Source organism: Devosia sp. (genome assembly GCF_024707125.1).
Taxonomy (GTDB): domain Bacteria; phylum Pseudomonadota; class Alphaproteobacteria; order Rhizobiales; family Devosiaceae; genus Devosia.
Genome location: NZ_JANQAH010000012.1, coordinates 1 through 14,973, shown reverse-complemented (window position 1 = coordinate 14,973; position 14,973 = coordinate 1). Strand labels below are relative to the sequence as shown.

13 protein-coding genes and 1 tRNA gene are annotated in these 14,973 nt (G+C 62.8%); 7 read left to right on the top strand and 7 right to left on the bottom strand.

Annotated elements, in window-relative coordinates; genetic code table 11:
* The first annotated feature begins 277 nt into the window (after nt 1-277).
* From NVV77_RS20470 to NVV77_RS20455, 4 genes are all read left to right on the top strand, one after another.
* The gene (locus tag NVV77_RS20470; protein WP_295416298.1) at nt 278-1,519 is read left to right on the top strand and encodes an N-acetylmuramoyl-L-alanine amidase; all 1,242 of its coding nucleotides are present in this window, start codon (nt 278-280) and stop codon (nt 1,517-1,519) included.
* A gap of 103 nt (nt 1,520-1,622) precedes the next feature.
* Nucleotides 1,623-4,106, top strand: coding sequence for a penicillin-binding protein 1A (locus tag NVV77_RS20465; protein ID WP_295416295.1), 2,484 nt, complete (start codon nt 1,623-1,625; stop codon nt 4,104-4,106).
* 59 nt (nt 4,107-4,165) lie between these two features.
* Entirely contained in the window at nt 4,166-4,444 is a 279-nt protein-coding gene (locus NVV77_RS20460) for a hypothetical protein (RefSeq protein WP_295416292.1), read from the top strand.
* Nucleotides 4,445-4,590: 146 nt separating this feature from the next.
* Nucleotides 4,591-5,568 carry a DUF4344 domain-containing metallopeptidase gene (locus NVV77_RS20455; RefSeq protein ID WP_295416289.1) on the top strand — a complete coding sequence of 326 codons (978 nt, stop codon included), beginning with the start codon at nt 4,591-4,593 and terminating at the stop codon, nt 5,566-5,568.
* A gap of 24 nt (nt 5,569-5,592) precedes the next feature.
* Here NVV77_RS20455 and NVV77_RS20450 read toward each other — a convergent pair whose 3' ends face one another.
* The 4 genes from NVV77_RS20450 to NVV77_RS20435 all read right to left on the bottom strand — a co-directional run bounded on the left by NVV77_RS20450 (nt 5,593) and on the right by NVV77_RS20435 (nt 8,806).
* The gene (locus NVV77_RS20450; RefSeq protein ID WP_295416288.1) at nt 5,593-7,503 is read right to left on the bottom strand and encodes a hypothetical protein; all 1,911 of its coding nucleotides are present in this window, start codon (nt 7,501-7,503) and stop codon (nt 5,593-5,595) included.
* 145 nt (nt 7,504-7,648) lie between these two features.
* Nucleotides 7,649-7,732 (bottom strand) — tRNA-Leu (locus tag NVV77_RS20445).
* Nucleotides 7,733-7,785: 53 nt separating this feature from the next.
* Nucleotides 7,786-8,094, bottom strand: a complete 309-nt coding sequence (locus NVV77_RS20440) for an AzlD domain-containing protein (protein ID WP_295416286.1) — start codon at nt 8,092-8,094, stop codon at nt 7,786-7,788.
* Nucleotides 8,078-8,806 (bottom strand): AzlC family ABC transporter permease, encoded by a 729-nt coding sequence (locus NVV77_RS20435; RefSeq protein WP_295416285.1) that lies wholly within the window; start codon nt 8,804-8,806, stop codon nt 8,078-8,080. The genes NVV77_RS20440 and NVV77_RS20435 overlap by 17 nt, the downstream gene beginning before the upstream one ends.
* Nucleotides 8,807-9,089: 283 nt before the next feature.
* On the opposite strand from NVV77_RS20435, the gene NVV77_RS20430 reads away from it, so the two are divergent.
* Nucleotides 9,090-10,448 (top strand): MATE family efflux transporter, encoded by a 1,359-nt coding sequence (locus NVV77_RS20430; RefSeq protein WP_295416283.1) that lies wholly within the window; start codon nt 9,090-9,092, stop codon nt 10,446-10,448.
* A gap of 33 nt (nt 10,449-10,481) precedes the next feature.
* Here NVV77_RS20430 and NVV77_RS20425 read toward each other — a convergent pair whose 3' ends face one another.
* The 3 genes from NVV77_RS20425 to NVV77_RS20415 form a co-directional block, all read right to left on the bottom strand.
* Nucleotides 10,482-11,078 carry an alpha/beta hydrolase gene (locus tag NVV77_RS20425; RefSeq protein ID WP_295416282.1) on the bottom strand — a complete coding sequence of 199 codons (597 nt, stop codon included), beginning with the start codon at nt 11,076-11,078 and terminating at the stop codon, nt 10,482-10,484.
* Between the two features lie 16 nt (nt 11,079-11,094).
* Complete coding sequence (locus tag NVV77_RS20420; RefSeq protein WP_295416280.1) at nt 11,095-11,367, bottom strand: hypothetical protein; 273 nt, start codon at nt 11,365-11,367, stop codon at nt 11,095-11,097.
* Between the two features lie 84 nt (nt 11,368-11,451).
* Nucleotides 11,452-13,032 (bottom strand): D-alanyl-D-alanine carboxypeptidase, encoded by a 1,581-nt coding sequence (locus NVV77_RS20415; RefSeq protein ID WP_295416278.1) that lies wholly within the window; start codon nt 13,030-13,032, stop codon nt 11,452-11,454.
* 323 nt (nt 13,033-13,355) lie between these two features.
* Between NVV77_RS20415 and clpS the strand changes: the two genes are divergently transcribed.
* Nucleotides 13,356-13,781: an ATP-dependent Clp protease adapter ClpS gene (gene clpS, locus NVV77_RS20410; RefSeq protein WP_295416276.1), complete on the top strand. Its 426-nt coding sequence runs from the start codon at nt 13,356-13,358 to the stop codon at nt 13,779-13,781.
* Between the two features lie 9 nt (nt 13,782-13,790).
* Nucleotides 13,791-14,973, top strand: a 1,183-nt coding sequence (locus tag NVV77_RS20405; protein ID WP_295416274.1) for a Clp protease N-terminal domain-containing protein, incomplete at its 3' end; no start/stop codon positions are given.

Here is a 14,973-nt window from a genome sequence, read left to right as displayed (position 1 = left end):
GTGTGGCACACTGGCCGGCTGGGGGTCCGCAGCGGCGCGAAGGGCAATTCTGAACCCTCTCGCTGGCGCTCGCGAAACTCCTGCGCCTTCATATAAGCGTGTATGGTGGTTGCGCCAGATTGGCAACAGGAAAGTCTAAATGTGAGGAATATCGGGCTTTTTGCCGGGTGCCATTCTTTGCGCCCTGTTGCAAATCATCGCATAAGCCGAAAATGCCGCAGAATCGCCCGAAGGGCATGTGACACGGTTTTGCCATACGCATGGGGCCCGACCAGTTTTGAATCTACGCGTCATCCGCTCGCTCGTCCTTGGGCTCTTCCTGGCTTTTGCCTCGGCCCCTACGCTCCACGCGCAGGAAGCCGCGCCCGCCGCCATTCCGGTCGGCCTGCCCAACGTCATCGATGTGCGCGTCACCGTTGGTGAAGACCGCGCGCGCCTCGTCATCGATCTCGCCTCGAAAACCGAATTCTCCTTCGTTTCGCTGTCCGAGCCCAATCGCCTCGCCATCGATGTGCGCGCCGGTACCTTCTCGGTGCCCGAGCCGAGCGGCGCCCCGTCCGAGACAACGCTTATCGAGTCCTACCTCGTAGAGCAGGCCGCCTCCGACCGCATCCGCACCACCCTCACGCTGTCGGCGCCCGCCCAGGTGCAGCAGGCCTATGTCCTCGATCCCTTCGAAGACCAGCCCGCCCGCCTCGTCGTCGACATCATCCCCGCCGACGCCGAAACCTTCGCCGCCAATGTCGAGCGCGATAAGGAAACCTCGGCAGTGGTCGCCGAAACGACAGCCGAGTCCACCCCGGCCGGCGGCTCCGAGCTCCCCATCGCTACCCGCCCGCTCGTCGTCATCGACCCCGGCCATGGCGGTATCGATAGCGGCGCCGAAGCCCCCAATGGCGTGCGCGAAAAGGACATCGTCCTCGCCTTCTCTCTGCGCCTGCAGGAGCTTCTCGTCGAATCCGGCCGTTTCGACGTCGCCCTTACGCGCGAAGACGACACCTATCTCCGCCTCGAAGAGCGCGTCGATCTCGCCCGCACCAACAAGGCCGATATCTTCCTCTCCATTCACGCCGACAGTTTTCAGCAGCCCGAGATTCGCGGCGCCAGCGTCTATACACGCGATGAGAACGCCACAGATGTGCTCGACAAGGTTCTCGCCGACACCGAAAACAAGTCCGACGTCATCGCCGGCTTTGCCATGCCGCAAATGGCGCCCGAGGTCGTAGACATCCTCCTCGATCTGATGCGCCGCGAAATGCGCAAGCAGTCCTATGTCGCCGCGCAATCCATCGTGCACCAGCTCGAGCCCAGCGTCGCCCTGCGCCGCTTCCCGGTGCGCCAGGCCGATTTCTTCGTGCTGCAAGCTCCCGATGTGCCCTCGGTGCTCATCGAATTGGGTTTCCTCTCCAATGTCGACGACATCACCAACCTGACCCAGTCCGATTGGCAGAACCGTACCGCCGAAGCCATTGCCCGCGGCATTTCCACCTATTTCGACAGCGTCGAAGCCGAGCCCTAAGCAAAGTGATTAAGCGCCCGCGCCCGCTCTGCTATTGTTGAAAATACCGTCGTGAATCGGGGCAGGGCACACCGCCCCCTCATGGCGTGGAGTATCTGATCGTATGTTTCGTCTGCTTGGCTGGCTATTCGGTTTCGGCATGTTCGTGGCGCTTGGCGGCGTCGCCGCTGCCGCCGTGTACCTTGCCGCCGTCTCCGCGCAATTGCCTGACTACACGGTCCTCAAGGACTACCAGCCGCCAGTGACCACTCGCGTCCACGCGGCAGACGGTACGCTCCTTGCCGAATACGCTAGGGAACGTCGCCTCTTCCAGCCGATCGAAACCGTCCCGCCGCTCCTCGTCCACGCCTTCCTTTCGGCCGAAGACAAGGACTTCTACTCCCACAACGGCATCGCCATCGACGGTATCGTCCGCGCCCTGCGCGACAATCTCCTTGCCCGCATGGACGGCAACAGCTCCATCCAGGGCGGCGGCTCCAGCATCACCCAGCAGGTCGCCAAGAACTTCCTGCTGACTTCGGAGCAGACCTGGGATCGAAAGATCCAGGAAGCGATCCTTGCGATCCGCATCGAGTCGACCTTCACCAAGGACAAGATCCTCGAGCTCTACCTCAACGAAATCTTCCTCGGCCTCAATTCCTACGGCGTCGCCGCCGCGGCCCTGAACTATTTCGATAAGGCGCTCTATCAGCTCACACTGCCCGAAGCCGCCTACATCGCCGCGCTCCCCAAGGGCCCGAACAATTACCACCCCTTCCGTCGCCCGCAGGCCGCCATTGAGCGCCGCAACTGGGTGATCGATCGCATGGTCGAAAACGGCTATGCGACCCCAGAGGAAGCCGCTGCCGCCAAGGAAGCCCCCCTCAACGTCATCCCGCGCGCCTCCGGCAGCCGGGTCTACGCCGCCGAATACTTCACCGAAGACGTGCGCCGCGAGCTGGCAAAGCTCTATGGCGAAGACCAGCTCTATGGTGGCGGCCTCTCGGTCCGCACCACGCTTGAGCCGCGCCTCCAGGAATACGCCCGCCGCGCCCTCATGGATGGCCTGATCGAATACGACCACACCCGCGGCTTCCGCGGCCCCGTCGCCAGCATCGAGCTGGGCGAGGATTGGGGTCTCGACGTCGCCAAGATCAAGCCGCTGAGCGACGTGCCCGAATGGCAGCTCGCCGTCGTGCTCGCCGTCTCCGGTAACGAAGCCCGCATTGGCCTCCGCCCCGAAAACGACGTCGACGGTGCCTCTAGCCCCGCACGCGTCGAAGGCACATTGTCCGGCCCCGAAATCCGCTGGCTGTCAAAGCCCGTGCAGGACCTCGTCAAGGTCGGCGACGTCGTCTACGTCTCCCCGGTCGCGGGCAAGGACGGCATCTTTACCCTCGAACAAGTGCCCGAAGTCGAAGGCTCGCTCGTCGCCATGGACCCGCGCACCGGCCGCGTCCTCGCCATGGTCGGCGGCTTCTCCTTTGCCGAATCCGAGTTCAACCGCGCCACCCAGGCCCTGCGCCAGCCCGGCTCGTCCTTCAAGCCCATCGTCTATGCCGCCGCGCTCGACAACGGCTACACCCCGGCCTCCGTCGTCCTCGACGCACCGGTCGAAATCCGCAATGGCGACGGCTCCATCTGGCGCCCCGAAAACTACGCCCAGGAATTCTACGGTCCCCAGACTCTCCGCCGCGGCATCGAGCGCAGCCGAAATGTCATGACCGTGCGCCTAGCCCGCGATATCGGCATGCCCCTGATTGCCGAATACGCCCGCATGTTCGGCATTTACGACGACATGCAGCCGGTCCTCGCCATGTCCCTCGGCGCTGGCGAAACCACCAATATGCGCATGACCTCGGCCTATGCGACCATCGCCAATGGCGGCCGCAAGATCGTGCCCACCCTCATCGACCGCATCCAGGATCGCTACGGCAACACGGTCTATCGCCACGACGAGCGCATCTGCGAAGGTTGCTCCGCCGAGGATTGGCACGGGCAGGGCGAACCCCGCATCCTCGACAACCGCCCCCAGGTTCTCGATCCGATGACCGCCTATCAGATCACCTCCATGATGGAAGGCGTCGTCCAGCGCGGCACCGGCACCGCCGCCCGCGCCCTCAATCGTCCGGTCGCCGGCAAGACCGGCACCACCAATGATTACAAGGACGCCTGGTTCGTCGGCTTCACCCCCGAATTGGCAGTCGGCATCTATATCGGCTACGACCAGCCGCGCTCCATGGGCTCGGCCTCGACCGGCGGCGGCATGTCAGTGCCGATCTTCACCAATTTCATGGCCAAGGCCATGGCCGGCAAACCGCCGACGCCGTTCAACACGCCCGCCGGCATGACCACCGCCTGGATCAATCCAAGTTCCGGCGTGCAAGCCTTCGAAGGCGAAGCCGGCATCCAGGAAGCCTTCAAGCCCGGCACCGGCCCCAACCTCATGACCTCGGTCATCGGTGTCGATGTCGAGGGCTATGACGCAGCACAGCGCCAGATGCAGATGCAGCAGCAATATGGTGGCGCCGTCGTCACCCAGCCCAGCAGCAATGGCCAGTTCCTCGATCCAAGCCTGGGCGCAGCGCAAAGTCTGTCGGGCAACTAGAGCGCACAGTCCCTCTGTCGTGATTTGCACCCGACACACCAAGCGCCCATCTTGAGGTCATGAAAACGAAACGCCTGCCCCTCGCCATCCTGCTTGCCGCCTGCGCCATCGTGCCGGCCTCGGCCGCTTGCCCGGCGCCGATGGCGGGCGACACCGCGGCCGCCTTGCAAGCCAACCAGCAGAGGCTGATCTGCATGCAGCGCGAGCTGGCGCAGACGGCCGAGCAGTATCAGTACAAGGTCGAAATCAACACGATCGAGCGGAAGATCGACGACATCCAGCTCCAGCGCCGCTTTGATCAGCTCAACTTCCCCAAGCCTGTCACCCCGGTTTTCTAGGCAAACTGGTCCGGTCCGCCCGCCAGGCGATCTAAACCTTTGTGCCGCCTCATAAAGAAAGCCTTCACGCTGACCCCGGCTTTCCCTTTTCATCCCTCGGTCCATCCCTATGGTGCGCCCGTAGATTTTAGGAAGAGGGGCGTACTTTGCGTTCACTAACACTTTTCAGCCTGCTGACTGGCCTGGTTGCTACCCCGGCGCTCGCGCAGGACATCGTTGCGTTTCCGCAAGACGTGGAGGTCGAAGCGCTGACGCCAGGCGCAGCCGCCGGACCAGTCCTCGGTGAACATCGCTTCGTCCTTACCTTTGAGCCGAGCAATATTCGCGAGATCGGCCTCGTCCGTACCAAGTTCGAGAAGGACGGGCTTTTCGCCGACGTTCTCGATGAACTCGCCGACCAGATCGCGCTGCCGGTTGATGTCCCGGTCACCTTCACCGATTGCGGCTATTCGAATGCATATTGGAGCCCCAGCGAGCAGAGCATCACCTTCTGCTACGAGCTGATCGCCGACTACAACCAGTCCTACGAATACCTCGAAGGCCAGGATGGCGAGTTTTTCCGCTGGGCCGACCAGGAAACCGTTCTCAGCGGGACGACTCTTTTCGTGCTCCTCCACGAACTCGGCCATGGGCTGACGGCGCTCTATGATCTGCCGATCACCGGCCGCGAGGAAGATGCAGTCGATCAGTTCGCAGCGCTCACCCTGATCGGGGCCGACGAGGAGGGCGATGCCTTCGAGGATCGCCCCTCCCGCATCGCGCTTCTTGGCGCCTATTTCTTCAAGCAGCTTTCCTTCGCACCCGAAGACATCTCGCGCTCCATTCTGGCCAATGAGCACAGCCTCGGCCAGCAGCGCTACTACGACGTCATGTGCCTGGTCCTTGGTTCCGACATGGATACCTACGCACCCATCCTGGCCCCCGGCATGGTCATGGTCTTCGAGACCATCGACAAGAACCCGGAGGCCTTCGATCAGGATAAGGTCATGGACTGGCTCAAGAAAACCGACGCCCTGAACATCCTGCCAGCCGCCCGCGCATTGCGCTGCCCGCAGGAATTCGCCCGCTACGATGCGAGCTGGGACTACATCGTCGACACCTTCATGACGGTGCAGGCAGACTAAGCCTCGCCTAAAAATCCTGGCGCGTCACTCGCGCGCCAGGATGATAAGCCGATCCTGCTCCGAATAGACTTCGGCAGCCGACTTCGCAGGATTGATGAGAATGCCATTGGCCGCTGCATCCGGCCGCGGCCGGTGATAGCCAATCGCCACTTCGCCCCTCAACCGGGCCGCCTCGGTTATCGTATAGAAGCTCACCGGCACGCCCAACGCCACATAGTCGCCGGCCGGGCGCATATAGAGTTCCGATCCTTCTTCATCCAGAAGATCGTCAAAGATAGCCGTCAGTGCGTCGTTCTCCGAAGCCTGCGCCAGCATCAGACTGACGAGCTTGTTGGACACCACGAAATCGTCCGCCCTCGTGACCTCAGCCAGCTCGCGATTGCGCACATCCACCATCTCCGAAACCACCTTCACGCGGCGCCCGGTCGTCTCGGCGATTTTTCGCAAATGCAGCAGTGTAACCAGCGTGCGCGTATCGGTTGGCTGCGGCGCCAGCAGGTCCGAATAGCCCAGCACCAGCACATGGTCATAGCTGGCGATATCGAGCCCCTCCAGCGCCTTGCGGCTGGTGATATCCGTGCGGCCAAAAAAGATCTGCAGATTGGTATTGGCTACCGAAAGCGCCGCGACATCGTCTTCCAGCGTCGGCGTATCCGCAGCAATGGTCAGCACCGAACCCGGCTCGACATAGCGGCTGAGTTCATAGGCAATGATCGGCGCGCGCCGATTCCAGCCCAACAGTAGCACGCGCTCCGGCTGCGCAGCGGCACGGGTCGAAGACCGCATCTGCGTCTGGTCGGGCAGGGCGCCCGGCGCCTTGATCTGGATGGCCGCGTCGTCTTCCGCAATGATCACGGCACGATCACCGGCCACGATACGCCGCGCCATGGGTGGATTGAGCTCCACCGACCCATCCGCCGCGACAATGCCGATCAGCGTGGAAGTGTCATAGACCATCAGGCTCTCGCCAAAGGTCTTGCCGACCAGCCCTGCCTGCTCGAGCGTGTAAATCTCGCACCCTTCGAAATCGAGCAGTTCGGAATAGACCGCCGAGAGGCCGGCCTGCCGGCTCGAATGCACGACGATGCGGCCAATCAACTCGTCCGCCAGCACCAGCTGCGCCTCGCGCCCGCCAACCACGCGTGCCACCTCGACATTCGCCGTATCGCGAATTTCCGCGGCGATGCGATACGGCTCCGCCCGGCGGCGCGGGTCATGCACCAGCGCCAGGATCGTCTTGATGACGCTGCTATCGGCATCATCCATGCTGCCATCCTCGCCCTCGGGCGAAAGAATGACGATCGATCGCGCCGATTGCGGCGTCACCAGCGAAAGATCGTAAAGGTCCGTCGGGTCGCCACTACGGCAGATGATGCGCGTATTCCCGAGATCGGCCACCTTGGCCGATATCTCGTCTTCCATCTCCACCTTGTCGCGATTGGCCATGATGACGATGCGCGGCCGATGCCGGCTGCGATTGGCCACGACAAGTTCGGAGATCACGTCGAAGATCGACGGGCTCCAGTTGAGAATGATCGTGTGGTCCTTCTCGAGCACCTGGCTGCGCCCCTTGCGCAACTCGTCGAGCTTGCCCTCGATGCCCGAAGACAGCACGCCGATGAGCGTCGAGAAGATGAAAATGCCGGCAATGGTGACCAAGAGCCCCACCATCCGGAAGCTCCAGCCCGTGTCGCCCGCGACGGTACCGGCGTCCATCGAGCGCATCAGCGATTCCCAGGCGGCCTCGAGGAAGTCCACCGGCTGCCCGCCCTCGGGCGCCAGTTGGAACAGCACGAGCACGACCGAGGCCACGATGATCACCACCAGCGACAGCAGGGCCAGCCAGCCGATCAGGGCTACGGGGCCCGCCGACATGGATTTGTCAAACTCGTAGCTCAGGCGCGCACGAATTGAACGCCTTTTGGGGGTGGTCATAATGGGAAATCTCCGGGCCAGACGCGGCCGCGCGGAGAGTCTGTTATCGCAAGAGCTTCAACCGGCCAACGGGTCGCTCAAAAGAAAGTGAACGCCGGGGACCATGGACCGAAAGCGTAGTACTGGCAGCGATGTAGGAGTGAAATGGTGCCCCCCGCCGGACTCGAACCGGCACGCCTCGCGGCGGAGGATTTTGAGTCCTCTGCGTCTACCATTCCGCCAGAGGGGCACGGGCACGGTTCCTAGCCTAGAGCGGTGCGGCTGGCAACTGCCTGGTCGTGTTTATCCAGCGACCAGCAAGCGCACGACGTAAACCGTGGCAACGCCCGTCGCCATGGCCGCAAAGAGGTTTTTCGAGACGATGAAGACCGCTGCCGTCGCTGCCGCAGCAATGGCCTCGGCCACGCCGCCGGTCACCACGGCCGGCGCCACCAACGCCGCCAGTACCGCGCCGGGAATGTGCCGCAGCCAGGCGGCCGCAAAGCCGTCCCGGGGCAGGCGGTCGGCTAGCAAAAAGCCGCTGGCCTTGATCGCCATGGTCACCAGAGCCATGCCGAGAATGGCCGCGACGGCCTCAGGACTTGTGAGCATTTTTCCGCGTCTCCAGGAAGGCGCCGACAAGGCTGCCGACCACGCCACCCACCAAAATGTGCCAGCTTCCCTCGACAAGCCACGACGTCACAATGGCCGCCAGCGCCGCCACAAGCCACGGCACGAGGTCGCCGCGCCCCTTCCACATGCCCAGCAGCAGTGCCAGGAACGTCGCCGTAAAGGCAAAGTCGAGCCCCCATCGCGCCGGATCGTCAATAGCCGATCCGAGCCCGTAGCCGACGAGATTGGTGCACATCCAGGCCATCCAGGCGAGCGCACCGCCGCCCATCAGAAAGGCAACCGAACCCTGTCCACGCGCCATGGCGGCAACTGTCATGGCCCAGTTTTCGTCGGTCACCAGATACATGCTGAACGCGCCACCCAGAAGGCCCTTGGCCGGATAGAGTGGCCGCAGCGTCGCCGTCAGCAGCAGATAGCGCAGGTTGACGATCAGGGCTGCCAGCACCAGCGCGCCGATCGGCAACGCAGCCGGCGCCGTCGTCCAGAGATCGAGCGCCACGAATTGCGCTGAGCCGGCAAAAACCAGTGCGCTCATCATGATGACTTCGAAGAGGCTGAGGCCGGCGCCCCGCGCCAGCACGCCCCAGACCAGGCCATAGGCCGCCACGGAAATGGCGACGGGCACGCAGGCGCGGGCGCCTGCGAGAAACTGATCCATCCGGGAATCGGGGCTGGCTGCAATATCTGTCATGCGCCATTCTCTAGCACGGAGGTGTGCGGGGACATCGATGACAAGTCCTGATGACTCCTATCGCCATCTTTGATCACACGGCGCTCATCGCGGCGTTGACGCTCCTGACGCGGCGGCGTAGACAACCTGCGTGTCATTGCCAAGCCTCCAGCGCCCGTCCAGCCGGCACCTCGTTTTTGGGGTGTGAATTGGTCCCTCCGGCCATCTGATTTGTTCAGTTCCGCCGGTTCGGGGCCTGCCGCCGTGACGATAGCCAAATGACGTGTTCTCCTGGAGCGTTCCTATGGATCCCCATTCCACCCGCCCCCTCTGGCAGCGGTTCGCCATCTTTCTGCTTCCCCTCATGGCCTCGAACATCCTTCAGGCCCTTTCGGGAACGTTCAATTCCATTTTCATCGGCCAGATGATCGGTGTCGAAGCCCTCGCTTCGCTCGCCACCTTCTTCCCGATTCTGTTCTTCCTCATCAGCTTCATCATCGGCCTTTCAGCCGGCTCGACCATTCTGATCGGTCAGGCCTGGGGCGCGCGCAATCTTGTCCGCGTCAAGCAGGTCACCGGCACCACCATGACCACGGCTATCGTGCTCGGCCTCGTCGTCGCCATCATCGGCGGCCTCTGGATCGAGGACATCATGTCCGTGCTCGGGGCGCCGGAAAACATCCGCCAGACCGCGGTCGACTACGGCCGCATCATGTTCCTCGGCATGCCGGGCTTCTTCCTGTTCCTGATCGTGACCTCGATCATGCGCGGCGTCGGCGATACCATCACGCCGCTCTTCTCGCTGGTGCTCTCGATGATCGTCGGTGTGATCCTCACACCCGCCCTCATCCAGGGCTGGTGGGGCCTGCCACAGCTGGGCGTCAACGCCGCCGCCTGGGCCTTCATCGCCGGCTTCGTCGTCGTGCTGGTCTTCCTGTTCTTCTATATGCGCGCCCGCAAACTGCCGCTGGCGCCGGACATGGACCTGCTGCGTGCCCTCAAGCCCGATTTCGGTCTCTTGAAGCTCATCCTCAAGCTCGGCGTCCCCGCCGGCCTGCAGATGGTCGTGGCCTCGGTCGCCGGCATCGTCATCGTGGGTCTCGTCAACCGCTTCGGCTCCAACGCCACCGCGGCCTATGGCGCGCTCAACCAGGTGCTGAACTATGTCCAGTTCCCCGCCATGTCGATCGGCATCGCCACCTCTATCTTCGGGGCCCAGGCCATCGGAGCCCGCCGCATCGATCAGCTCCAGGCGATCACCCGCACCGCACTGATGATGAACCTCGTCATCACCGGCGGCCTCGTGCTGATCGCCTATCTCGCGAGCGGCTGGCTGGTGTCTTTGTTCATCACCGATCCTGAAGTCATCGAACTGACCCAGCACCTCCTGCACATCGTGCTCTGGGCCATCGTGCCCTTCGGCTTCGGCGTGGTGTTCTCGGGCATGATGCGCGCCAGCGGCATGGTTTATGCGCCCATGCTCCTCGCCCTGGCCGGCATCCTGCTCATCGAGCTGCCCGGCGCCGTCTGGCTCAGCCAGACCAGCCTCGGCCTCTCGGGCATCTGGGTGGCCTATGCGGCCAGCTTCACCGGCATGATGATCATGCAGGCTGCCTGGTATCACTTCGTCTGGAAGAAAAAGAAGATCGTCGCGCTCGTCTGAGCGCCAAGGGAGGGCGCTTCGGCGCCCTTTCGCCTAGCTCCGCAGGTGCGCGCCTATCAGGTCGGCAACATCAGGCACATGCGTCTGGGCCAAGTCGTGTCCCGCGCCTGCAATCACATGCAATTCCGATCCCGCCAGCAATTTGCTGAGCCGTTCCCCGACCGCGACCGGGCTGATCGGATCGTTATCGCCCCACAGCAAGAGAGTCGGCGCCTTGATCGTTTTGATTTCCTCGGAGAGGTCGAGGCCCTGCGCACCTATCCAGCGAGCCGCCGATGGGAAGGCCCGGTAGTAGTCACCACGCCAGTCCGCCGCCCCAAAATCGGCAAGCGGCAACCCGCCCGAAGTGACAGCCAGTACCAGCTTCTGAATGAACTCCGGCTTGGCGAGTGCCGCGCGTATCGCCACGACGCCGCCCATCGATTGGGCAACCAAATTGACCGGACCGTCTATGTGCTCGATCACCATCGCCACGAGATCGTCGAGGCTGGTGATAGCCGGGTCGGGCGCTTCATTTCCGAGTCCCGGCCAGGAAAAGAACGTGCCCTCGATCCCCAAGCGATCCGCCACGGGACGCCAGAACGAGGCACTGCCACCCGCGCCGGGAAGAAAGAGGGTCTTGCCAGGCATAAGCAGGGATTGCGCCCTACTTGTCGCCCAGACGCATGACCAGCGCGCGCTTGCCCCCCGGGGCAAACACGTCGAGGTCGATATTGACCGGCTCCTGCACCATGCGGCGCGTACGGGCCGACAAGGTCAGAACCACGTTCATCAGGTCGCCCACCGAGCGCCGCTGCCTGGGCAGCAGGCGTTCCGTCATGCCCGACAGCGCTTTGTTGCGCGCGCTCATATCGGGCGAGGCGAGGGGGGAGCGGCCGATAAAATTGGCCAGTTCCACCAGGGAATTGCGTTCGCTCATTGGGCTACTCCAAACACAGGCACCAAACTGCTTACACAAGAGGCGGCAGGCGAACGGCCCGTCGCATCACTATCCGTCAGGGCATCAGCCCTGCATCGCCAGGCACGCCATGTTGGCGTCCTTGAGGCGGTTGCACATGGCCGTCGCATCGTCACGGTCACCAAAACCGACGAAGCGGGCGCGATAGAAAACCTGGCCGTTCTTTTCGAAGCGCTCGACATAGGAGCGGAAGTCACCAAGACCACCGACCTTGCCGGCTGCGTCCGAAAGCATCGAGCGAGCGCTGTCCTCAGAGGGGCCGGCGCCGATCTGCACGATCCACGCCCCATTGACGAGGCCGGCCGTTTCGACGGTGCCGCTGGTCATGAGGTCGATCGGCTGTTCTGCCGGGGCGGGAGCCGCACCGGTACCGACATCGCTGGGCGGAGCCAGCGGCGCGGAAGGACGGGTCGAGCCAAGCGCAGCCGGCGGCGCGCCGAGATTATAGGTGTCGCTCAGCCAGGCGCCGATAATGTCCTGGCTGGGATAAGCCGGGGTCGGCGCCTGCGTCGGCGCTGCAAGCACCGCGGCAGCCTGTACAGCCGGCTGGAGGCCGATATCGGCGGGCGCAGCAGCCGGAACCGGCGCTGCCGAAGCCACGACCACCTGCGGCTGCGCAATACCATTCTGCGCTGCGGCGAGTTCGGCAAGGCGGAAGCCGGGCAGGGGCATGGGCATCACGAAAACCGGCTGCGTCGGCTGGGCGACGGCAACCTGCACATTCGAATTGCCCTGGCGACCCGGCTGGGGAACCATGGCGGTCTGCAGATAGTCGCCGCGACGGCCCTTGGGCAGGTAGTTGGCAACGAGCTGACGCACCTTTTCGTCGCGGGCGCCGGCCGAGTTGAAGCCGAAGGCGACGATGACGATGTGGCGATTGTCCTTGCGCGCGGCTGTAAGAAGGTTCGAACCGGCGGCATTGATATAGCCGGTCTTGATGCCATCGACGGCACCCATATAGCCCAGCACGCGGTTGTGGTTGCCATAGGTCTTGCCGTTGTAGCGGAAGGCCGTGGTCTGGAAGAATTCGTAGTATTGCGGGAAGTGCTGATAGATCGCGATACCGAGAATGGCCTGGTCGCGCACCGTCGTCACCTGGCCGCCATCGGGCAGGCCCGAAGCATTGCGATAGGTGGTGTTGCGCATGCCCATGGCGCGGGCCGTAGCCGTCATGCGCTCGGCAAACTTGCTCTCGGTACCCGAAATATGTTCGGCGATCACGCGGGCCATGTCATTGGCCGACAGGGTCACCAGCGATTTGATCGCATCTTCCACGGCAATGGTCGAACCAGCACGCAGGCCGAGCTTGGTCGGCACGGCCGAAGCCGCGTGCTTGGAAACCGTCATCTTGGTGGAAAGGCTGAGATTGCCCGCGCTCAATTCCTGGAAGAGCACATAGAGCGTCATCACCTTGGCAACCGAGGCCGGGTAACGCTTGGAATCGCCGGCTTCCTCATAGAGGACTTCGCCCGATTTGGCGTCGACCACGATGCCGGCATATTTCCTGAGATTTTCGATGGCGTGCGCCGGGGCCGCAAGGTGCAGGGAAAGGCCCAGCACGAGGGCAATCGCAGCGATGGCGCGGACAAACGAAGCGCGCCAAGGGGTCATGGCCTGGAAGGTCAACCCGGAACTCCAACTTTACTCATCGGGCTAAACTGCCCGTACGCAACTGAAACACGGCCCGCAGATCGAGGCCCCCGCCCGATCCATGCCATTGATGCAGAATAGGCCCACCCCGTTACCATTCCGTAAAATGCCATCGATTTCTGTCTCAGAGTCGCAATCCGGTCACGCCCGACCTTCTCTCTTGCCCGTGCGGCAAGCTCTTGGCGAAGCCCGGATAATGGCGCTCAACTTTTCGGGATCATGTGCCCCTTAACACGGGGACCTTTTTGCCTACATAATGGGTCCGAAGAGCTGCTTCGGTTCCTCCCAGAAATGCCGCTATGAATATGACACGTTCCACCAGCCATTCGCCGTCTGACCGTCCCGCCAAAGGCTTCGAGCTGCCCCTCGGAAAGCTTGTGGGCGGCCCGAAGGACGATGATGGCGGACGTAAGGGAGACGGCGGAAACAGCTTCGAGACCGGGACTGTCACAAAAACTCGTCCCAAAACCAAACGGCCGAACCTTTATCGGGTTCTGCTGCTCAACGACGACTACACGCCGATGGAATTCGTCGTTCTGGTCCTGCAGGACGTCTTCAACAAATCACGCGAAGACGCCATGCAGATCATGCTGCACGTTCACCAGAAGGGGGTCGGTGAGTGCGGCGTATATCCATACGAGGTTGCCGAAACCAAGGTGACCCGCGTCATGGATACGGCACGCAAGAACCAGCATCCGCTGCAATGCGTGATGGAAAAGCAATAGGAACATCATATGCCCTCATTCTCTCGCGGACTCGAAAAGGCTCTGCATCAGGCGATGAACCTGGCGCGCGAGCGGAACCATGAGTTCGCCACGCTTGAGCACCTCTTGCTGGCCCTGACCGACGACCGCGAAACGATCGCCGTGCTCAATGGCTGCGATGTCGATATCGACGCGCTCAAGAGCGATCTTGAAGACTTCATCAATGAGGAACTGGACAGCCTTGTCGTCCAGAACGGCCAGGATGCGCGCCCGACAGCCGCATTCCAGCGCGTCATCCAGCGCGCCGTTATCCACGTCCAATCATCCGGCCGCGAGGAAGTGACCGGCGCCAACGTGCTCGTTGCGATCTTCGCCGAGCGCGAGAGCCATGCCGCCTATTTCCTCGAACAGCAGGACATGAGCCGGCTCGACGCCGTCAACTTCATCTCCCATGGCATCACCAAGTCCGGCCCCGCCGAAGACCGCAAGGTCCGCGGCACCGAAGAAGGTGAAGGCAATGGGGAAGGTGGCGCTGCCGAAGGCAAGAAGAGCTCGGCTTTGGCCGATTTCTGCGTCAACCTCAACGAGAAGGCCCGCGCCGGCAAGATCGATCCCCTGATCGGTCGCGACAGCGAACTGCGCCGCACCATCCAGGTACTCTGCCGCCGTTCCAAGAACAACCCGCTCTATGTGGGTGACGCCGGCGTCGGCAAGACCGCCATCGCCGAGGGCCTAGCTCGCAAGATCATCGAAGGCGACGTGCCCGAAGTGCTCAAGGAAGCGGTCATCTACGCCCTCGACATGGGCTCGCTCCTCGCCGGCACCCGCTACCGTGGTGACTTCGAAGAACGTCTGAAGTCCGTCATGAAGGAACTCGAGAAGATGCCGAATGCGGTACTCTTCATCGACGAGATCCACACCATGATCGGCGCCGGCGCTACTTCCGGCGGCGCGCTCGATGCCTCGAATCTCCTGAAGCCCGCTCTGGCATCAGGCGCGATCCGTTGCATCGGCTCGACCACCTACAAGGAATATCGCCAGTTCTTCGAAAAGGACCGCGCCCTCGTCCGTCGCTTCCAGAAGATCGACGTCAACGAGCCGACCGTTCCGGACGCCATCGAGATCGTGAAGGGCCTGCGCCCTTACTTCGAGGAATTCCACAAGATCAAGTACACGGACGAAGCCCTCAAGGCCGCCGTGGAACTGAGCGCGC